We start from the raw sequence: 19679 nt of genomic DNA, 5'->3' as shown, positions 1-19679 counted from the left end.
TCCTAACGAATCGGATTGTGGACGGTTACCAATTTGGTTCCGTCGGGAAAGGTGGCTTCGACTTGGACGTCGTCAATCATCTCGGAGATTCCGTCCATCACGTCTTCGCGGGTCAGAATCGTAGTGCCATAGCTCATCAGGTCTGCAACGGTGCGTCCGTCGCGCGCCCCCTCGATGAGTTCGTAGGTAATGACTGCCACGGCTTCGGGGTGGTTTAGCTTCAAGCCGCGTTCTTGTCTGCGACGAGCGAGATCGGCTGCAACGACGATCAATAATTTCTCTTGCTCGCGGGGAGTTAAATGCATCAGGTCCCTTCCAACGTATATACAAATTGACGGTAGCTTGATGCTGTCAGATTTGCTTTAAATCAGGCTTACAACCTGCATTTAAGGCAAGGATAGCAGAGCCAGCACGAAGGTCTCTGACCTCAAGAAAGTGCATCAGGTATCGCGCAGGTCGGATTGCACCACCCATTGTCCCAATGCATAAGTTTCTCCTTGTCAAGGCTTGATTAGAATGAGGATATTGTTGCCACTACGCTGTTCGTGAAAGACGCGCGTGAGATGGGGAACCTATCCACCGACGGGATCTTAAGTCACTTAACAGTCGAGAGTCCACTCAACATTTCGGGACGCGCTCACAGCGAGAAGGACAACTCATTTGCATTGGCGGTTTCAAGACGACTTGCAGATTGCTCCTGCGGCCCGCACGGCTAGGGTTAGTCTCAAAGACACTAGGCACCACCGCGGATTAAAAGGAAAATATTTTTGACTTGGTTCAAGCGTAAAGAGAGCATCAACCCCGAATCCTTCAACCTCGCTCTAGCCCAAGTGCCACAGCTTGAAGGCCCCGGATTTGTTCTACGGGCAACAAGTGCCCCGGCTGGATTCAAATTTCGTTCGTTGGCCATAGTCGCGGAATTCAAGGTGACTCTTGGCGACGGTTGGTTTCTTGCCGAGGATTTGAGAACTTTTTTTGACGGAAAAATTTCTGTTGCCGAATCGTGGGCAGGTAGCCAAAGCGACCTGTTTTTGTGCCGCCAGGCCGATATTCCGCGGGACTCAATCGCCGCTACTGCCGTTCTAGCTCAGCCGGAACTGCCTACGGACTCTGCGGTCCTGCTGCGTCAGATAGAGGAAAAATTAGAGATCGTCTTGTATTTGGATATTGCCCAGCTTGAGCGAATCAACTCGTGGGTTCAGGCCCTTCCAAAACTCTGAGTAACCCAAAAGCCCGAGTTGCTCTGCACTATTTAAACCGCTTGAGAATCTTTTTCCCATGATGCGATTGGGCCGGCAATGACATGGAAAAGTGGGTGGACGGGAATTTCAGTCGCGTGCCGTTCAGCAAGCATCAAGGCATCTTGTGGTGAGCGTACTTCGAGTTTCCGCAGCAGGTGACGATATTCGAAATTCAGTTGTTCGCTGGTTACCGCTAGCTGACCACGCTGGGCCGCGAGCTCCGGACGCAAAATTTTGGATGCGTCAAAATGATAACCACGGCGTAGCGACTCATCCAAGATCCCCTGCAGGTAAGCCCCGACAGTTGCTAATGGCTCGGCTGTGGACTGCAAACGCGCTAGCTGCGGGTGGTTCGTGTAACCGGAGGACTGCCCGGCTAACACTTTCTGTGCCAGTAAGGTCTCGCGCCAACAGGCGACGAGACCTTTTGTGTCTAACAATTCTGGATGTAAGGACCAAAGGCGCATCACCCTAGTTTAGGTGGTCACGAGGTAGGAAATTCGATGATCTCGCTACGAATAAGGAACCGTTTGCCCTCTGGTGCTTCCAACGAAAAGCCAGACCCCCTGCCACTAACAACGTCTATCGTCAGTTTGGTGTGCTTCCAGTATTCAAACTGCTCTTTAGACATCCAAAAATCAATTGGTCCTAGTTCTTCACCGGATGCATCGTTGAGTTCTAGGACTCCGAGGAGAATATCCGCATTACCGGTTTTGAATTCGCCTGCCTGAAAACACATAGGGGAAGAACCATCACAGCAGCCACCGGACTGGTGGAACATCAGCGGGCCATGAATGGTCCATAGTTTGCGCAGCAGTTCTAGGGCTTCTTCGGTAAAGGCAACGCGAGAAAACCCTTCTCCAGCAATGACCGCCCGAGACTCTGTAGCCGTGCTCATGGTGTGCTCCTTTGCATTTTTTTGGTTAAGCATCACCGCCCGAATGCAACGACTATTCGATGCATCCGGGCGACGACCCTCAGCTAGCCCGTTAAGGCCAGTGTCCTACTCTTACAAGCGGTAGTCCACGTTTAGAAGAATCCGAGCTTGTCTTCCGAGTATGAGACAAGCAAGTTCTTGGTCTGCTGGTAGTGGTCCAGCATCATCAGGTGGTTCTCGCGTCCGATACCCGAAGACTTGTAGCCACCGAAAGCCGAGTGAGCTGGGTAGGCGTGATACTGGTTGACCCACACACGGCCCGCCTGGATGGCGCGCCCCGCACGGTAGGCCACGTTGCCGTTGCGGCTCCAGACGCCCGAACCCAAGCCATACAGGGTGTCATTGGCGATCGTGATCGCCTCGTCATAGTCCTTGAACTTGGCGACTGCTACCACGGGGCCGAAGATCTCCTCTTGGAAGATGCGCATGTCGTTGGTGCCCTCAAAGATGGTCGGCTGCACGTAGTAACCACCGGACAGTTCCCCGCCCAGATCCGCGCGTCCTCCACCAAGCAGCACCTTGGCGCCCTCGGCCTTACCGATATCCATGTAGGACAAGATCTTCTCGAGCTGGTCATTGGATGCCTGGGCACCCATCATGGTTTCGGTATCCAGCGGGTGGCCCTGTTTGATGGCCTTGGTACGGGCAATGACATCGCCCATGAAGCGGTCGTAAATACTTTCCTGGATCAATGCACGCGATGGGCAGGTGCAAACCTCACCCTGGTTTAGCGCGAACATGGTGAAGCCCTCTTGGGCCTTGTCGTAGAAGGCATCATCCTTGTCCGCGATGTCCTCGAAGAAGAGATTCGGGGACTTGCCACCAAGTTCGAGGGTGACCGGGATCAGATTTTCCGAGGCGTACTGCATGATCAAGCGACCTGTGGTGGTCTCACCGGTGAACGCGATCTTGCGGATGCGCTTGTTGCTGGCCAGCGGTTTGCCCGCCTCGACGCCGAACCCGTTGACGACATTCAGGACGCCGGCAGGCAGCAAATCACCAATCAATTCCATGAGTACCAGGATCGAGACCGGGGTCTGCTCCGCGGGCTTGAGCACAATGGCGTTACCGGCGGCCAAGGCTGGCGCGAGCTTCCACACGGCCATGAGGATAGGGAAATTCCAAGGGATAATTTGGCCAACTACGCCCAGCGGTTCGTGATAGTGGTACGCGGTGGTATCTTCATCCAGCTGGGAAAGGCTTCCTTCTTGGGCGCGAATAGCGCCAGCGAAGTAACGGAAGTGGTCCACAGCTAAAGGCAGATCGGCGTTGAGGCACTCGCGAATGGCTTTGCCGTTGTCCCAGGTTTCAGCCACGGCCATCATTTCGAGGTTTTCCTCGATGCGATCCGCAATCTTGTTTAGGATGACCGCGCGTTCGGCCGGGCTAGTCTTGCCCCAGGCTGGAGCCGCTGCGTGGGCTGCATCCAGGGCTACCTCGATGTCTTCTGCAGTGGAACGCGCCACTTCGCAGAACACCTTACCGGTTACCGGAGTGACATTTTCAAAGTACATGCCCTTAACCGGAGCAACCCATTCGCCACCAATGTAGTTCTCGTAGCGTGGCTTAAAATCGACCAATGCCCCATCGGTGTTTGGATTTGCATAAACGCCCATTGCTGCACGACTCCTTAGTCAGTCATCCTGGCCACGGTGTCTTCACCGCGGAACCTTGAATGTGACTCTAGTCACGCAAAGGTTGCAAGTAGGTTGCAGCCAAGTTCCGCTATTCGTCCAGCCCTTGAACCTCGGCAACGATGAGCGAACGAGCCGGCGAATCTGCTGGAAGTTCCCGCAAGGCCGCACGCAACAAATCGGAGTCAGCCAATTGACGGCCCAGGTTCAATAGTTGATGGGCAGTGCCTCGATCCAGAACCATTTCTCGCAACGCAGCTTCGGCACGGTAGCGCAGCAGCATGATTCCTGGAGCTTGCGACCGCGCGAGCATCCCTGGCGAATATATCTGCAATGCGGCGCCCAAGTCACCTTCTTCCAAAGCCTTCCAAAGCCGTCCAATTGTTGTTTGCAAACCCCATTGCAGCCGATAGGGTCGCGAGGTCAATGTTCTCCCAGGGACCATCGCAAGCACCTTGCGTAACCTGACTATTTCAGCTCGTGCAGTGCCTTCTGCCGCCGCATCAGGCCTCTCAAATAGCTCTTCGACAAGCTGAGCCGTACTCAGCCCTTCACGATATTGGGCTAGCAACGTCAGAATTTCAGCGTGGCGCAGGGAGATCGGAACGGAACCTAGATGAGCACCATCGGAGCGACCAAGATCTAGATAGTCCGGGTCTGCCACTACCCCAACACCAGGCAGGAGTAATTGAGTTTCTGCCGCCATCACCGCCGCTTGCAGTAGCGGTAGCGAATGCGTCGCAATGGCATCCGGCCCGCCAGTCAGATCAATTGCGCCGATCACTTGCCCGGTGCGTGGATCTCGAATGGGGACCGCGGAGCAGCTGTATTGGTGAGCCCTTTCGTAAAGATGCTCTGCACCTGAGACCTGGGATCCAGCACCGGTAGCTAACGCCATTCCCGGCGCGGATGTTCCCACAGTCTTTTCCGCCCAGTCTGCGCCGGCCATGAAGCCTACGCCCTCTGCTTGGCTTAGAGCACCATTGCTGCCCGCGACCCACAACAAGGTGCCGCCGGCGTCAGCTAATGCGACTAAGAGGTTGGCGTCGGTTGCGGCTGGGACCAAGAGTTTTTCGAAAACCGGCCAAATGCGCTGCAACTCGCTGCGTTCGCGAGCAAGCCTGAGCCGATCATCACTGAGCACCGAGGGGACTTGAACTGCAGTAAGTGATGCCAACGAGCGCTTCCAAGATTCACGCACATCACTGCGCAGCGGCAGTTCCGCCACCCCCGCCTCCTGGGTCTCCAGAAGCTCGTGCGCGTGCTCGGCACGGCGTGATGCGCCGGTCCAATCTATGGCGGACTCGCCCATAACTCTCCCCTATCCAGCGACCTGGATTTCTGCATTGTTCACAAGCCTAAGTGAATGCTGGTGGCTTGAGAAGAGTCATACCCACGTCAGAGAGCTTGCCCGACTTTGCACTGCAAAACTCCAAAACCTACCTAAACGCTCTCGGATCCATGAAAACAGTAGGATAAATCCCCTATAAATAACTCAATATCTGGGCGACAAGTTTACTAACAAAACTTTTTGAACACTCTCCCCTGCACCGCTCTTGTAAACCGTTCACGTCAGGAGTATCGTACAACCAAATGGTTGTATATGAGTTGAGCGAAGAACAGACTAACAAGGTCTTCCGCGCCTTGGCAGATGCCACGCGACGAGACATCGTGCGGCGGACTCTTCATGCCGAGGTGAGCATTTCGGAGCTGGCAGCAAGTTACGACATGTCTTTTGCAGCAGTGCAAAAGCATGTTGCCGCATTGGAAGTCGCCGGTCTGGTCAGCAAAATCGCACGTGGCCGCGAACGTATAGTTCGCGGGCAGCCAGACACCATCCGGCATGCACAAGAACTACTCACATCCCTAGAAGATATCTGGCGCCAGCGCATCAGCAGGCTCGATGATTTCCTCTCCGACGAGGCTACCTAAGGAGCATTCCCATGCCCGTCACATCAGTTGTCAAAGATCCAGAAACCCTCTCGCTGACCGTCCATGCGGAGTTCCCGGTCAAGGTATCCCGACTTTGGGAGGCCTATCTAGACGCGCGACAAATCGAGAAGTTTTGGGGGCCGGTCGAGTACCCAGCAACTTTCACCCGTCACGATGCCACCCCAGGCGGTCGCTCGAACTACCACATGACTTCCCCCGAGGGCGAAGAATTCCATGGCTACTGGGAGTGGAATGAAGTTGTCGACCAGAAGTTCTTCGAAGTCACCGATGGTTTCGCAAATACCGACGGTACTCCGAACGCCGATTTGCCCACCACACGTACGGTCTTTTCCTTCGATCCAACTCCCGAAGGAACAAAACTGACGATTACTGCCAACTTTGATTCAGTTGAGGAACTGGAACAGATCGTAAAGATGGGCATGATCGACGGAACCCGCTCGGCGATGAGTCAGATCGAACAGGTCCTCATCGATCTACGCAACTATGCGCAAACTTTCAGCACTGATGCTCAGATTCTGTCCGACACCAAGGTACGCATCAGCCGGCTGGTTCGCGGAACCCGCGACCAGGTCTGGCGCGCACATCATGAGGTGCAGCTTATGAAGCGATGGATGCTGGGGCCGGACGGTTGGAGCATGACCGAATGCGTCACCGCGCAAGATGTCGGAGACACCTACCGATATTGGTGGGAGCCACAGTCCGAGGAAATCGGTCAAGGGTTCGGTTTCACCGGAGCCGTGCTTGAGTCCTTGCCACAGTCCTACGAGCGGACCACCGAGCAAATGATCGATACCGATTATCCGGCGACCGTCAATGAGGCAACATTCACCGCGACTATCGCGGGCACCTTACTGTCCGTAGTCGTCACCTATCCAGATATTCAGACTCGGGACATGGTGCTGGCCACCGGAATGATCGATGGGATGGAGGCCAGCTACGCACGTCTCGAATCGTTACTCTGAGCGCGATTCGCCCCACATCCGGCGTGCGTTCACGCGCAAATATGAAACACTTGGAACTATGACTTCCCATAATTCACGCGCAGGTCTGGATAAGCAGGCCACCCAGGTCCAAGACATGTTCGACAAGTTGGCACCTCGTTACGACTTGCTAAACACTCTGATGACCGGCGGCATCGTGAATTACTGGCGCAAGATCACCACCGAGGCGATTGCTCCGAAGCCCGGCGAGCGCATTCTCGATCTCGCCGCGGGCACCGGCACCTCTTCAGTACCGCTGGCCAAGGCCGGCGCCACGGTGACCGCCTGCGATATGTCCCATGGCATGCTCGCTGAGGGTCGCAAGCGCTACCCGCAGCTTGAATTCGTCTACGGTGACGGCACCGATCTACCATTCGAGGACAATTCCTTTGATGCGGTCACCATCTCTTACGGACTACGCAACATCTCCGACACCGAGAAGGCCTTGTCTGAAATGCACCGCGTGACCAAGCCCGGCGGTCGCATTGTGGTGGCTGAATTCTCCACCCCCACAATGACTCCGATCAAGCAGGCTTACAAGCAGTTCTTGCCTCGCGTGATCCCAGCCTTGGGATACATCGTTTCACCAAACCCTACGGCTTACGCCTACCTAGCCGAGTCGATCGCTGCCTGGCCAAACCAGCAGGACCTAGGGCAGAAGTTCATCAACGTCGGTTGGAAGAACGTCGAGTTCCGCAACCTGACCGGCGGCATTGTCGCCGTACACCGCGCTTGGAAGTAACCCTTCCGCAGAATTAACCTTTCGGTTCGCATCCAACGCTGGATGCGAACCGATAGCTTTTAACGCTGTTTTTCTTTTGTGTTGCTGGCATGCTTAGGTGCATGAGCCTGCTCCCAAGTGAAGCACCCCGCACCGCCCTGAGCTGGAAACTACTGCCGGCGGCCTTACTCTCGGTCTCCGGCGTACTACTTTTCGGAGTTGAAAACGATCTGCTGGGCTATGGCCTGCTTGTCTTGAGCCTGCTCACGGCTGCAATAATTGACCGCAGACTCGCCCTCCATCTGACGCTCATAGCCGCAGGGTTGGCCATCATCAGCCTAGTCCCGTTAAACGCCGACTTAAGCTTGGGACATATGGCGCTAATGGGCAGTGCGCTGGCACTGGCCGTAGTGGTTCCTTGGCTGGTTTCGCGGTTCGTATACCGCGAGAAAATCATCAAGTTCCCGGTGAATACCGGGCGTAAATGGCCGCTGACCGCCAAACTGTATCTGCTCGGGGTCGTGGCTCTGGGCTACTTCATCTTGCCGGTGTATCTGATCAGTACCGGCGTCTATCAAAACTGGCCGGACGCCTCGGATCCAACCATCTTCTGGCGACTCTTCCTCGGCGTTAACTCCGTAGGTATCTGGGACGAGCTATTTTTCATCTGCACCACCTTCACGTTGTTGCGACAGCACTTCCCTGACTGGCTAGCTAACCTCTTGCAGGCGGTGATCTTCTCCTCGTTCTTATGGGAGATCGGCTACCAATCTTGGGGCCCCTTGTTGACCTTCCCTTTCGCATTGCTTCAGGGATACACCTTCAAACTGACCAAGTCACTGACCTACGTCATCTCGGTACACCTGATCTTTGACTTCGTGCTGTTCTTGGCGCTGGTTCATGCGCACAACCCGGGCTGGCTGCCGATTTTCTTATACTGACTATTCAACGGCTCAGACTGCCCTGTTACACTCAAATACATGGATATCCGCTAAGCCCGCCAATGACCTCGCACCACAGTTCGGTGCACCTCGTTCATTTTGGCTACCGGCTTCGGTATCCCTTTTTTGTTGGTTCCCCTTGGGTTGAGCCAGCTGCGCGGTCCCCGTGTTCGGTAGCCTCTTCACACCCGTGGGAGGACCAAATATGTCTTTGACTCCACCAATAAAATTACACAACCTCAGTTTCAGCTGGCCTACCGGCGAGCGCGCCTTGACCAACCTTGAAGCTGTCTTTCCATCCGGACGCACCGGGCTGACCGGCATCAATGGCAGCGGTAAGTCGACTCTCTTGCAGCTCATTGCTGGCCAGTTGACGCCCACTGCCGGATCCGTGGAGGCCTCCAGCGATCTTGCCTATCTGCCCCAGACACTCACCCTTCACCAGGACACCACCGTGGCCGAGCTGTTAGGAATTGATAACACTTACCGTGCGCTAAAAGCTATCGAATCCGGAAGTATAGATCCGGCAGATTTTGACGCCGTTGGCGCCAATTGGGATCTCGAAGCCCGGCTGGAAGCCGAACTTAGTCCGCTGGGGTTGGAATCTCTAAACTTCGAACGTCAGGTCAGCACGCTTTCCGGCGGGGAGGCAATGTTGCTGGCAGTAATCGGTCTGCGGCTAGCGGCATTACCAATCACGCTGCTCGATGAGCCAACGAACAATCTCGACGTACCGACTAGAGAATTGCTCTATGGACTGGTGCGTACATGGAAGGGAACGCTAATCGTAGTCAGTCATGACATCGAGCTTCTTGAACTTATGGACCACACGGTAGAGCTGTATGCAGGAAAGCTACGTCTTTTCGGAGGGCCATACAGCGTGTACCGCGAACAGCTGGCGACCGAGCAGCAGGCAGCCGAACAAGCCGCGAAAACGGCGAACGCTTCATTGAAGGTAGAAAAGCGTCAACGGGTAGAAGCCGAAACAAAACTCGCCCGCGCCAAACGCAAGGGGCGCGCTGAACAGTTAGGTGGCGGGCTACCGAAAATCCTAGCCAATCACCTGCGCCAAAAGTCCGAGGCGAATGCCGGAAAAATGCGTTCGAATCTGGATGGAAAGGTAGAGCAGGCGCAGAGCAAACTCGAGCAGGCTGAAATTCGTGTCAGATCGGAGGAGCACATCAATGTGGAGTTGCCAGATCCAAAACTTCCCGCCAGCAAACAAGTAGCTCAGTTTAGCTACCCTAGCGGGCAACACATCATCCAAGGTCCCGAGCGGGTGGCTCTTACTGGACCCAACGGTTCGGGTAAAACCACCTTGCTAAACCAACTACTGAGCACCGAACCGTCCGAGGCTGAACTCTCGGGCAAGCTTTTCCTCGAACGCGTTGGGTACTTGCCGCAGCGTTTAGTGGGCCTCGACGAAAGCCGCAGTGCGGTCGAGAATATTAGTCAGGTAGCGCCCTCAGCCACATCGGGGCAGATTCGAAATATGCTCGCGAGGTTGTTATTGCGTGGCACTAATGCAGACCGCCCGCTATCTGCACTGTCCGGCGGAGAACGTTTCCGCGTCTATTTAGGTTCGCTACTCTTAGCTGAGCCCACGGCTCAGTTGCTGATCCTTGATGAACCCACAAATAATTTGGATATCGATAGTGTGCGTCAACTCTGTGAGGCGTTAGGGGCCTATCGTGGCGCGTTGCTGGTAGTCAGTCACGACCACAAGTTCTTGAACCAGCTGGGACTTGATTACTTATTGGAGCTGAGGGCAGATGGTTCCATGACGAAGTCCTACCCCACAGCGGTTTGCTAACCCGATGGCGGTGTGTTGCCGGTTTACACTAGATCAAAGCACACCGCCGAGGACCCCGAAAGCAAGTTGAACATGTCCTACCCCCAGCGCACCGTCGAAGTAGTCACTACCGGCCTGGTCATCGATCAGTCCGCAACCCTGCTCTGGACCGACATTCGACGTGCCTTCATTTATGAAACAGGCTCCGGCCACGAAGCACTAACCTGCGCCGAGTTCATGCTCACCGAGGGCTACAGCGTAGAAATTAATAGCCAAATGCCCGGCTGGGATCTGGCAATCGAGCACCTGCCTCAGCGCATCGAGAATCTAGTCGACGAACGCTAGCAACTACGAGGAGTAATCCATGGCCACGATAGTTCTTTTCCACCACGTCCAGGGGCTCACCCCCGGAGTTCAAGCTATGGCCGCCGAATTACGCGCAGCTGGCCACAGCGTACATACTTTGGACCTGTTTGCAGGAAAGCTTCCTAAAGATATCGACGCCGGAATTCGCATGGCCAACAAGCTAGGCGAAGATAAGATCCAGGAGCGCGTCGACAAGTTTTTCTCGAAGCTTCCCGAGGAATTGGTTTATATCGGCAGCTCATGGGGTGCCGCTCTGGCGCAACAGTGCGCCCAGCAACGGCCAGGAGCTCTCGCAGCGGTCCTCTTAGAATCCTTCGTGGACGTAGAAGCAGACTGGAGCTTCGGCCCATGGCCAGAAAACGTTCCGGTACAAATTCATGGCATGGATGAAGACCCATTTTTCGCCAAGGAAGGCGATTTAGAGGCTGTGCAACGCTTTGTCGAAGGCGAAGGCCATGAGCTCGCACAGCTGTTTACTTACCCGGGCAACAAACACCTGTTCACCGACTCCTCACTGCGTTCCCACGATCTTGAAGCACGCGCTGTGGTCATGGAACGAATGATCAAATTTTTGGAACCTTTCGCCTAAAGCTGGCGCATGCCGAACTGGTTATCCACATATTTTCCTAAGTGACCCCAGATTCTTTGAGGTACTCCTAGGCTGAGCTGACTAACACCACCTCTCTCAGCTCTGAGGAGCAGACCATGTCTGTCAGTAAAAAACGACATTCCCGTAGCGCGCAGCAACGTCACCGCGAAAGAGAACGGCTCGAAATAAAGGATCGAGCCACTTTTCGTCAGCACCGGTTCAGTCAGGCCATCGATAAGCTCTGCGAAGCCGATGGGACCATTGAATTAGAAGCGGCTATACGCTGCGTGCAGAAGATTGCTCCGGATAAAACGGGACTGCTTTCGACTTTTCTCTACGCCACGCCTACAGATATTCTTGCCGATCGCCGGGGCTGGAAATCCATCACCAATGCTTCTGACGATGACGACGCAGAACTGTGGATCTACACTCCATCTATTCCCAAGGATTGGGATGAGCGCTCGGTCGACCAACCCACGGAGCTAGCTTGGGACGGTGACTATTACACACTAACTCCCGCGATTCGAGGCGGTACACGGTCAAGCAGAATCGTTTACTACGACAACCCGTTTCGGCTAGTTCGAGAAATAAACGATATCGAAAGCTGGTGAGGATCAATTCGCCGCAGTGCCGGGCTCAAATTAAAGAAGAATCCCATCACCCCTAGTCAATCAAGGGTAATGGGATTCTTATATGGTGCGCCCTGCGGGGTTCGAACCCGCGACCAATGGATTAAAAGTCCAGTGCTCTACCAACTGAGCTAAAGGCGCACGGCCTAAGCCAAAGTCCATAATACCCGAAGTATCGTTTCATGTTTAATCGAGTGAAATTTGGCAGTGTCGCGGCCACATCCAGTACCGCGTAAACGTCGAAATAATGAGTGCCTGAGCCCTGCGAAATATGAGTATTTTGCAACGTCATCCACTTTGTTCTAGTGCCCAGATTCACTCGCCATAGTGGAGCAGAGTGAGCTAAATGCGAGTAGTCTCGAAGCCATGAAAGGTGCACGCGCAGGTTCCACAGTTGGTCAGGTCTCCGGATTTCGCCATCACAAACCACGTCCATTCGCTCCGCAGGATTTTAATCCTTATGAGGGCGGCGCCGATCCTGCTCGCATCTCTGAAGCAGCTCACCTTTCGGCTCAGGCTTTTGTGCGTAAAGGTATTGCCAACGAGGACCCTGACATTTCAAACAGATTGGTCCAGGTCGCAGAGACCGAAGGACTAGAGGTTCTTGCAGAGCTTTGGTCCGCAGCTCCCGCGCGTTCGCTTCCTGGAGCACTGTGGCGTCTTTACGCCGTACGCACGGCGACGCTTGATAACGCCGAGACCATGTCAGCACGTTTTCGTGCCGGTGCTCATCGCGCAGAAGTTGAACGTCTGGTAGCGGGCGTTGCCGAGCCGCCCACGGCCGAAGAACTTAAAAACATGGCAACTTCTATCCTTACCGGCGCCTTCGAAGGCGACTTCGCCCACGCCCTGGAGCGTACGGCTGCCTACTGCAGGGTACTGGCCCTGGGCATGACAGAGCATGCAGATGCCGCGGATCTTGCGAATGAAACTCGGGGCACAAAACTTACCGCGCGGGCCAAATCAATGGTGAACACCGCCGAGGATCTCGAAGCCTGCGCAAGGTTGTGGCGTCAGGATTTATTGGACTGATCACGACTCGGACTACACAAGACATCTTGGGCTCCAGCGGTTAGGTTGGAACCAAACCATGTCTTAGCACTAGAGATCGGTAAGTATGCAGACTCCAGTTCCCGACTACCTTCACGAAGTTCTCGATTCCCTGCGTGAGGACAATTCCGGCGAAACCGCCCAATACATTCCGGAACTGGCCAATGCTGACCCAACACCATTTGCGGTGTCAATCACCACCGCGACGGGCAGCACCTACTGTGCCGGTGACAGCGATACGCCATTTAGCATTCAATCCATCTCCAAGCCTTTTGCCTACGCGGCTGCCATTATGGACCGGGGGCTAGACCATGTTTTGAAGACAATTAGTGTGGAAGCCTCAGGCGAAGCCTTTAACGAGCTTTCCCTGGAAGATGGCACCAACCGTCCTAAGAATCCGATGATCAATGCCGGCGCTATTGCCGCGCATTCATTGCTCGTCGGGAAAGACGCGACCGCGGCAGCTAGGAACCAACGAGTATTAGACATGTTTTCATCCCTTGCTGGACGAGAACTATCCGTAGATGAAGATGTCTATCGTTCGGAACTGACCACCGCTGACCATAATTTCGCTATGGCGCATATGCTTCGAAAATTCGGAATACTCACCGATGACGTGCACGAAGTAGTCGCTGGATACACCCGACAGTGTTCCATCTTGGTGACGGTCAATGACCTGTCCATGATGGCCGCAACATTAGCCAATGGTGGAGTTCAACCGGTGACTCGCGAGAGAATTATCGATGCCGATACCGCGCGACAGGTTATGTCAGTCATGGCGGTAGCCGGCATGTACGACGGTGCTGGAGACTGGCTCACGCGTGTGGGAATCCCCGCTAAAAGCGGGGTTTCCGGAGGACTTGTGGGCGTCTTACCAGACCAAGTGGGTGTTGCTGCGTTCTCACCGCGTTTGGACTCTCATGGTAATAGCCAGAGGTCGCGCCGGATCTTTGAAAGATTGTCCTCAGATATGGACATGCACCTCTTCGCACCAAGCCACGGTCGACTTGACGTTGTCGGGGTAACTCAAGAAGGAAGTCGGGAGATTTTTTATCTCCAAGGCAACGTACGATTTCCTGCAGCCGCCGAATTACTGGATCTGCTCTCCGAATCAGACTTTGACGGTGCCGTTCATTTGGATATTTCTCGGGTGTATTCCTTCACCAAAGTTGCCCGGCGAATGGTGCTTGAAGCCCTGCGCAGGTTGCGCAATGAAGGCCGCAGGATTTTTCTCCATGATCCACTACAGTCCTTGGCCAATCCCGACTTGGGCGATGGAACCTTTCCAGAAACTCCCTAACGTGCGAGTTCGCTAAACAGTTAGCCGTACTCGTGCGCAAGAGAGTGCCGGTGACACTTGCTCGCTCAAGAGCACCTAAACTTGAGCTTGGATAGCAGCACCAAAAGAAAGTAGGCACAGTGGGCGCGGAAGCAAACAATTCGGCTTCCGGAACACTGCGGTGGTTACTTATTTTGATCGCTACCGCACTGTTGTCGCAAACCACGCTCAACTTGGTTCGACCGGTCACCACTTACAAACTAATTTCCTTAGACGCTGGCCCGGTAACCGTTGGTGTCACCACCGCTGCCTTCGCACTGTTGCCAATGGTCACGGCTGTATGGCTTGGTCGCATTAGTTCACGAATTCCAAAGATTCGTTTTTTGATGCTCGCCGGCGCCGGGCTCATGGGACTAGGCTCCTTAGGCGTCGCGGCAGCCAACGGCTTTGTCATGGTTGCCATTGCCAGCGCCGTACTAGGTATGGGGCACTTACTGTTCACCATTGGTGGTCAGTCATCTATCGCGCGTTATTTCCCAGATGACCAGCTCGATAAGGGTTTCGGTTGGTTCACCGCGGCGTACGCCGCAGGACAGTTCCTCGGCCCGCTGATTGCTGGAGCCATCCTCGGGACCACTTCCTCTGCTGATTCTCCCGAACGTGTTGCCGACATTTCTCTTTCCTTATGGATCGGTGCCGGCTGTGCCTTGCTAGCCATCCCCTTGCTCTTGCCAAATCTTCAGCCACGGCTATCTAAGAGCGCCGCGGCTACACCGGCCCCCAAATCCGAAGCGTCAATCATTTCGATCCTGCGCATCAAATCCATTCCTTCGCACATGCTCGCTTCGCTGGCGTTGCTTTCAATCATCGATATTCTCACCGCTTTCTTGCCCTTGGTTGCCGAAAAACATGGCGTTGCCCCAGCCATGGTGGGTATTTTGCTGGCCCTGCGCGGCGGCGCCTCGGTTATTTCCAGGCTCTTCCTGCCATGGATTTCAACTCACTTCTCCCGTGAGTCAATGTTGCTGACCAGCCTGTTTGCCGCCGGAATCTCCATTGCACTTGCCCCGCTCTTCATTGACGTACTTTGGTTAGCGGCTTTAGCCCTAATCGTGGGCGGTTTCTTCCTAGGCATGGGACAGCCGGTGACGATGACCATGGTGTCAACCTCCGTGCCCGCACAGGACCGTGGAGCGGCCTTAGCGGTCCGCTTAATGGGAAACAGGCTAGGACAGGTGCTCCTGCCTATTGCGGCCAGTACGGTGGCTGTGGGTACGGGACCAGCGGGTGCCATTTGGTTCTGTTGCGGACTGTTATGTGTAAGTGGTCTCGAGAAGTCCTTGCGTAAAGAACGTGAGAATTAGCACCAGTCACCAGATGTGGTTGACAGCAAGCGCTTAGTACGAGAAAACTAGTAGACGGTGCCGGGCCGCTGGTAACCCCGGGCTCCAATATTCTGCCGCTTCGAGCGGCCTTCCGCCGAGAGGCGTTCCCGGTCCGGCATCACTAACGTTTCGTCGTTAACCTTCGCGACGTAAACTGTTCAGCGTCAGTACCAAAACGATGGCCTAAGACGAATGGTGCGCCGAACAACGTGAAGTTCCAAATCTTTCCTTCAGCCACGCGTGGCATTGAATTGCTCAGTGATCTGGCGAGCACAATCCGTAACTCGGTGGCAAGTGTCTCCGAGATGATCGGCAACCCGGATGGCCGTGCAGCCCAGCTCAAAGATCTTGCCAATGCGGAAGCTCAAGCCTCGGACTTGCTTCACGCCTTGCTCACGCATCTGCGGACCAGTTACATCAGTCCACTACCGCGTGAAGATATGTACACTTTTTCCCGCCTGCTTCACGAGACCATGGAACACCTGCGCGGCATTGGCGAACTTATCAACACCTTAGGTTCCACTCCGCTCTCTGAGCGCGCTGCGGAGCAGCTAGAACTAATTTCACAGCTCGCCGAACTCGCGTCACACTCCGTGCGAAGCTTGAACAAACTCGACGATTTGGAAGACAACTGGCTTCAGATGTTGCAGTATTCCAAACGTGCGGCCCGCACTCACTTGGTCTGGATCAATGAAATTTCGAACTTCTCCAAGGCCTCCACGATTCACAAACATCAGCGTGTAGCGGACCATTTACTGCTGACCGCTAATTCCTTGCGCCAGTTCTCCGACCACCTCGGCCGCGTGCTGGTCAAGGAATCCTAGAATCCGATGGACTTACTGCCCTTATTCACCATCATTGCTATCGCCTTAACCCTGAGTTACGCGGTACTCAATGGCTTCAGGGACTCTTCCACCGCGGTCGCAGCTGCCGTACGAACCAGGGCACTACGCCCAGCGGTCGCAGTAGTTGTCGCGGCACTATTCGCTTTTATCGGCACCATGGCAACCACCACCCTGAGTACCGTGCTGATCAGCCGACTGAACCTGCAGTTGCCCGAGGGTGCCGTGGGGATGAAGTTGCTCATTGCCGCGTTGTTAGCCGCCGGAGCATGGCTAATACTGTGCTGGTGGCGTGGCATACCTGTTTCGTCCACTCACGCCTTGATGTCTGCATTAGTTGGTGCTGGCGCGGCTAACTCTTGGCTCGGCAATGAATCACTTGGCGGTGCAGTTCAGCTGTTCACTGGCTCGGTACTTCTGCCCTTACTCATCACTCCGGTCATCGCCTACTTCGCCTCATTTTTGCTGGTAGTTCCGGCCACGTGGTTGATGCGCCACGATACCGCGAGAGACGTGAACGCTCGTTCGCGCGCCGGACAGGCCATCGCCGCCTGTGCCGTGGCGCTTGGCCTCGGTTTGCAGGACGGCCAGCGCACCGCTGCAATGATCTCCCTGGTGCTCATCACCGGTGGGCTGATGGACCCTGGGCCGGTAGCAGTGGCCATCCAGCTGGTGGCCGCTAGCGCCTTGTCCTTCGGCGTGCTCCTGGGCGGCTGGCGAATCACGTACACACTCTCACGTCGCTTGGTGAACTTTGATCCCCTGCGCGGCATGGTCGCGCAGGGGGTCGCGGCCACCATGCTTTACGTCGGGTCGCTGGTGTTGCACCTACCGCTTTCCACCACTCAGGCGGTGACCAGTTCGATTGTGGGCGCCGGCGCTAACCAGCCCTTCGAATCGGTTGTCTGGTACCGCGTAGCCAAAGTGTTTGGACATTGGCTGCTCACTCCGGTCGTTTGCATTTTGGCCGCAGCGGTCTTAGCCCTTGCCATGGACCCGGTGGGTTAACTATCTAGCGTCGCGCCAGGTTGCTGGGTGTGCGGAACAAAACGCACGCTCATCGCCTTGAAGCCCGGAGTATTGGACTCGCGAGCCACCAAACCTCGGTGTACTAACGCGTTAGCTTCCGGGAAGTAGGCAGCAGCACAGCCCTTCGCCGTAGGGTAGGACACCAGCCTAAAACGGTTCGCCCGACGCTCGGTACCACCGAAGGTCGAAATCACATCCACCAGATCGCGGTCTGCAAAGCCCATTTCTTGCAGATCGTCAGGGTGGATGAGGATCACTCGCCGCCCGTCTTTAATGCCGCGGTAGCGGTCATCAAGCCCGTAGAACGTGGTGTTGTACTGGTCGTGACTGCGCATGGTCTGCAAGATCAGGTGACCGGCTGGGGGCTTGAGCGCTTCAAATGGTGAGACCGTGAACCGGCCCTTGCCGATATCCGTGGCGAAAGAACGTGAGTCACGTGGTGCGTTCGGCAATACAAAGCCGTTACGTTCGCGAACCCGCCGGTTAAAGTCTTCAAAACCGGGCAAGACTCGTGCGATATGGTCACGGACCACGTCATAGTCATCGGCCATGGCACGCCAGTCGATGACATGGTCATCACCCAAGATGGCCTGGGCCATGCGTGCCACGATGACAGGTTCGGCTAGTAGGTGCTCGGAGACTGGGGTGAGCCGCCCCTGGGTCGAGTGGATCACCGACATCGAGTCCTCCACGGACAAGAACTGAGCGCCCTTAGGGTGCTTATCATCTTTGTCGGTGCGGCCAAGGGTGGGCAGAATCAATGAGGTCTGTCCGTGCACCACGTGCGAGCGGTTTGGTTTAGTGGAGATATGCACGGTCAGCTTGGCGCGCTGCATACCTGCTTCCAACAATTCTGTTTCCGAGTTCGCTAGGGCAAAGTTGCCGCCCATGGAGACGAACACGTCCACGTCATTATTTTCGAACGCATCTAAGGCTTCGGTGGAATCATAACCATGAGCACGCGGTGAATCGATACCAAACTCTGCGTCTAGGGCCTCAAGTAGCTGCTCAGTTGGTTTCTCCCAGATCCCCATGGTGCGGTCACCCTGCACATTGGAGTGTCCACGGACCGGGCACGCACCGGCGCCCGGCTTGCCAAAGTTGCCCTGTAGGAGCAACAGATTGATGATCTCCTTGAGCGTGGGCACCGAGTGCGGTTGCTGAGTTAGACCCAGCGCCCAACAAAAGATGGAGGCCTTAGATTCAATGAGCAATCTAGCCACTTCGGTGATCTGCGTGCGCGTCAGCCCGGTGGCTTCCTCGGTAGCATCCCAGTCAATTTCGGCGCGAGCACTCTTGTAGGCCGCAAAACCGTCGGTGACTTCGTTGATGAACGCCTGGTCCACTACGGTTCCGGGGTTCTTCTCTTCCTCAGCTAGCAAGAGATGCCCAAATGCCTGGAATAGCGCTAAGTCTCCGCCAACCTTGATCTGCAGGAAGTGGCTGCTGATCTCGCTAGACTTGCCGAGCATACCGCCGATGGTCTGCGGGTCTTTGAAACCAAAGAATCCGGCCTCGGGCAAAGGGTTGACCGCCACAATTTTGGCTCCGCGCTTACGCGCGTCGGCCAGTGCGGACAGCATCCTCGGGTGGTTGGTTCCCGGGTTTTGCCCCACGACAAAGATTAGTTCGGCATGGTCAAAGTCTTCGAGCGACACTGTGCCCTTGCCGATTCCAATGGTGGGGTTCAACGCCGAACCCGAGGACTCGTGACACATATTTGAGCAGTCTGGAAGGTTGTTGGTACCCAGCGAGCGAGCGAGCAGCTGGTACATGAACGCCGTCTCGTTGGCCGTGCGTCCAGAGGTGTAAAAGACACACTTATCCGGGGTGCTGGCGTTAACGTGTTCCCCAATGGTGGCGAACGCCTCCGCCCAACTGATTGGCTTGTAGTGGGCGTCGCCCGGTCGGATGATCATTGGCGCGGTGATGCGTCCCTGAGAACCTAACCAGTATTCGGTTTTTTCGCGCAGCACACTGATTGGGTGTTGTTCCCACCATTGCGGGGTGACGGTGCGGGCGCTGGCTTCTTCGGCCACGGCCTTAGCGCCGTTTTCGCAGAATTCTGCAGGCTTGCGGGCACCGGTAATCGATTCGGGCCAGGCGCAGCCCGGGCAATCGAACCCACCGTGCTGGTTAATCCGCAGCATGGAGCGCAAGGTACGGCTCGGTCCGGCTTCCGAAAATCCGCGCTCCATGGAGACCATCACGGCCTTTAGCCCGGCGGCGCTATGTTTCGGTTCACCGACCTTAAGGTCATCTTCGTTGATGTCATCTTTGGGTGCTGGACGATGCATGGTGTTCCTCCGCC

At 55.4% G+C, this 19679-nt stretch carries 20 protein-coding genes and 1 tRNA gene; 14 read left to right on the top strand and 7 right to left on the bottom strand.

Annotated features, from left to right (window positions below; translation table 11 throughout):
* Positions 1–2: 2 nt before the first annotated feature.
* Entirely contained in the window at positions 3–305 is a 303-nt protein-coding gene (locus CQ011_RS10415; protein ID WP_105677676.1) for an urease subunit gamma, read from the bottom strand.
* A gap of 462 nt (positions 306–767) precedes the next feature.
* Here CQ011_RS10415 and CQ011_RS10410 point away from each other — a divergent pair, with 462 nt between their 5' ends.
* Positions 768–1220: a hypothetical protein gene (locus tag CQ011_RS10410; RefSeq protein ID WP_105677675.1), complete on the top strand. Its 453-nt coding sequence runs from the start codon at positions 768–770 to the stop codon at positions 1218–1220.
* A gap of 32 nt (positions 1221–1252) precedes the next feature.
* On the opposite strand, the gene CQ011_RS10405 is transcribed toward CQ011_RS10410, so the two are convergent.
* The 4 genes from CQ011_RS10405 to CQ011_RS10390 all read right to left on the bottom strand — a co-directional run bounded on the left by CQ011_RS10405 (position 1253) and on the right by CQ011_RS10390 (position 5124).
* Entirely contained in the window at positions 1253–1708 is a 456-nt protein-coding gene (locus tag CQ011_RS10405; RefSeq protein ID WP_105677674.1) for a pyrimidine dimer DNA glycosylase/endonuclease V, read from the bottom strand.
* A gap of 17 nt (positions 1709–1725) precedes the next feature.
* Complete coding sequence (locus CQ011_RS10400) at positions 1726–2139, bottom strand: DUF779 domain-containing protein (RefSeq protein WP_105677673.1); 414 nt, start codon at positions 2137–2139, stop codon at positions 1726–1728.
* Positions 2140–2270: 131 nt separating this feature from the next.
* Positions 2271–3794 (bottom strand): aldehyde dehydrogenase, encoded by a 1524-nt coding sequence (gene adh / locus CQ011_RS10395; RefSeq protein ID WP_105677672.1) that lies wholly within the window; start codon positions 3792–3794, stop codon positions 2271–2273.
* Positions 3795–3903: 109 nt separating this feature from the next.
* Entirely contained in the window at positions 3904–5124 is a 1221-nt protein-coding gene (locus tag CQ011_RS10390) for a helix-turn-helix domain-containing protein (protein ID WP_105677671.1), read from the bottom strand.
* A 281-nt stretch (positions 5125–5405) separates the two neighbouring features.
* Between CQ011_RS10390 and CQ011_RS10385 the strand changes: the two genes are divergently transcribed.
* The 8 genes from CQ011_RS10385 to CQ011_RS10350 all read left to right on the top strand — a co-directional run bounded on the left by CQ011_RS10385 (position 5406) and on the right by CQ011_RS10350 (position 11765).
* Positions 5406–5744, top strand: coding sequence for an ArsR/SmtB family transcription factor (locus tag CQ011_RS10385; protein WP_105677670.1), 339 nt, complete (start codon positions 5406–5408; stop codon positions 5742–5744).
* Positions 5745–5755: 11 nt separating this feature from the next.
* Positions 5756–6727, top strand: a complete 972-nt coding sequence (locus CQ011_RS10380) for an SRPBCC family protein (protein WP_105677669.1) — start codon at positions 5756–5758, stop codon at positions 6725–6727.
* Between the two features lie 58 nt (positions 6728–6785).
* A complete protein-coding gene (locus CQ011_RS10375) occupies positions 6786–7487 on the top strand; it encodes a demethylmenaquinone methyltransferase (RefSeq protein ID WP_105677668.1) in 702 nt (233 codons plus the stop codon).
* Positions 7488–7588: 101 nt separating this feature from the next.
* Positions 7589–8407, top strand: coding sequence for a CPBP family intramembrane glutamic endopeptidase (locus tag CQ011_RS10370; protein WP_105677667.1), 819 nt, complete (start codon positions 7589–7591; stop codon positions 8405–8407).
* 205 nt (positions 8408–8612) lie between these two features.
* Positions 8613–10220, top strand: a complete 1608-nt coding sequence (locus CQ011_RS10365) for an ABC-F family ATP-binding cassette domain-containing protein (protein WP_105677666.1) — start codon at positions 8613–8615, stop codon at positions 10218–10220.
* A 72-nt stretch (positions 10221–10292) separates the two neighbouring features.
* Complete coding sequence (locus tag CQ011_RS10360) at positions 10293–10544, top strand: hypothetical protein (RefSeq protein ID WP_096256816.1); 252 nt, start codon at positions 10293–10295, stop codon at positions 10542–10544.
* A 19-nt stretch (positions 10545–10563) separates the two neighbouring features.
* A complete protein-coding gene (locus CQ011_RS10355) occupies positions 10564–11154 on the top strand; it encodes a dienelactone hydrolase family protein (protein ID WP_105677665.1) in 591 nt (196 codons plus the stop codon).
* 116 nt (positions 11155–11270) lie between these two features.
* Entirely contained in the window at positions 11271–11765 is a 495-nt protein-coding gene (locus CQ011_RS10350; RefSeq protein ID WP_105677664.1) for a hypothetical protein, read from the top strand.
* Positions 11766–11848: 83 nt separating this feature from the next.
* Here CQ011_RS10350 and CQ011_RS10345 read toward each other — a convergent pair.
* Positions 11849–11924 (bottom strand) — tRNA-Lys (locus CQ011_RS10345).
* A gap of 225 nt (positions 11925–12149) precedes the next feature.
* Here CQ011_RS10345 and CQ011_RS10340 point away from each other — a divergent pair.
* The 5 genes from CQ011_RS10340 to CQ011_RS10320 all read left to right on the top strand — a co-directional run bounded on the left by CQ011_RS10340 (position 12150) and on the right by CQ011_RS10320 (position 17347).
* Positions 12150–12815 (top strand): hypothetical protein, encoded by a 666-nt coding sequence (locus CQ011_RS10340; RefSeq protein WP_096256819.1) that lies wholly within the window; start codon positions 12150–12152, stop codon positions 12813–12815.
* A gap of 85 nt (positions 12816–12900) precedes the next feature.
* Positions 12901–14133, top strand: coding sequence for a glutaminase (locus tag CQ011_RS10335; RefSeq protein WP_105677663.1), 1233 nt, complete (start codon positions 12901–12903; stop codon positions 14131–14133).
* 119 nt (positions 14134–14252) lie between these two features.
* Positions 14253–15476, top strand: a complete 1224-nt coding sequence (locus CQ011_RS10330) for an MFS transporter (protein ID WP_286161162.1) — start codon at positions 14253–14255, stop codon at positions 15474–15476.
* A 230-nt stretch (positions 15477–15706) separates the two neighbouring features.
* Positions 15707–16321: a hypothetical protein gene (locus CQ011_RS10325; protein WP_105677662.1), complete on the top strand. Its 615-nt coding sequence runs from the start codon at positions 15707–15709 to the stop codon at positions 16319–16321.
* 6 nt (positions 16322–16327) lie between these two features.
* Positions 16328–17347, top strand: a complete 1020-nt coding sequence (locus CQ011_RS10320) for an inorganic phosphate transporter (RefSeq protein ID WP_105677661.1) — start codon at positions 16328–16330, stop codon at positions 17345–17347.
* On the opposite strand, the gene CQ011_RS10315 is transcribed toward CQ011_RS10320, so the two are convergent.
* A complete protein-coding gene (locus tag CQ011_RS10315; RefSeq protein WP_105677660.1) occupies positions 17344–19665 on the bottom strand; it encodes an FdhF/YdeP family oxidoreductase in 2322 nt (773 codons plus the stop codon). The two genes, CQ011_RS10320 and CQ011_RS10315, sit on opposite strands and share 4 nt — an antisense overlap.
* Between the last annotated feature and the right edge of the window lie 14 nt (positions 19666–19679).

Source organism: Arthrobacter sp. MYb213, from assembly GCF_002979915.1.
Lineage (GTDB): Bacteria > Actinomycetota > Actinomycetes > Actinomycetales > Micrococcaceae > Glutamicibacter.
Note: the sequence above shows the minus strand (reverse complement) of the source record. Positions and strands in the feature narration are given on the sequence as shown.

Coding starts and splice junctions, on each gene's coding strand:
- CQ011_RS10415 (WP_105677676.1), bottom strand. CDS start 305: ATGCATTTAACTCCCCGCGAGCAAGAGAAATTATTGATCGTCGTTGCA.
- CQ011_RS10405 (WP_105677674.1), bottom strand. CDS start 1,708: ATGCGCCTTTGGTCCTTACATCCAGAATTGTTAGACACAAAAGGTCTC.
- CQ011_RS10400 (WP_105677673.1), bottom strand. CDS start 2,139: ATGAGCACGGCTACAGAGTCTCGGGCGGTCATTGCTGGAGAAGGGTTT.
- adh (WP_105677672.1), bottom strand. CDS start 3,794: ATGGGCGTTTATGCAAATCCAAACACCGATGGGGCATTGGTCGATTTT.
- CQ011_RS10390 (WP_105677671.1), bottom strand. CDS start 5,124: ATGGGCGAGTCCGCCATAGATTGGACCGGCGCATCACGCCGTGCCGAG.
- CQ011_RS10385 (WP_105677670.1), top strand. CDS start 5,406: ATGGTTGTATATGAGTTGAGCGAAGAACAGACTAACAAGGTCTTCCGC.
- CQ011_RS10380 (WP_105677669.1), top strand. CDS start 5,756: ATGCCCGTCACATCAGTTGTCAAAGATCCAGAAACCCTCTCGCTGACC.
- CQ011_RS10375 (WP_105677668.1), top strand. CDS start 6,786: ATGACTTCCCATAATTCACGCGCAGGTCTGGATAAGCAGGCCACCCAG.
- CQ011_RS10370 (WP_105677667.1), top strand. CDS start 7,589: ATGAGCCTGCTCCCAAGTGAAGCACCCCGCACCGCCCTGAGCTGGAAA.
- CQ011_RS10365 (WP_105677666.1), top strand. CDS start 8,613: ATGTCTTTGACTCCACCAATAAAATTACACAACCTCAGTTTCAGCTGG.
- CQ011_RS10360 (WP_096256816.1), top strand. CDS start 10,293: ATGTCCTACCCCCAGCGCACCGTCGAAGTAGTCACTACCGGCCTGGTC.
- CQ011_RS10355 (WP_105677665.1), top strand. CDS start 10,564: ATGGCCACGATAGTTCTTTTCCACCACGTCCAGGGGCTCACCCCCGGA.
- CQ011_RS10350 (WP_105677664.1), top strand. CDS start 11,271: ATGTCTGTCAGTAAAAAACGACATTCCCGTAGCGCGCAGCAACGTCAC.
- CQ011_RS10340 (WP_096256819.1), top strand. CDS start 12,150: ATGAAAGGTGCACGCGCAGGTTCCACAGTTGGTCAGGTCTCCGGATTT.
- CQ011_RS10335 (WP_105677663.1), top strand. CDS start 12,901: ATGCAGACTCCAGTTCCCGACTACCTTCACGAAGTTCTCGATTCCCTG.
- CQ011_RS10320 (WP_105677661.1), top strand. CDS start 16,328: ATGGACTTACTGCCCTTATTCACCATCATTGCTATCGCCTTAACCCTG.
- CQ011_RS10315 (WP_105677660.1), bottom strand. CDS start 19,665: ATGCATCGTCCAGCACCCAAAGATGACATCAACGAAGATGACCTTAAG.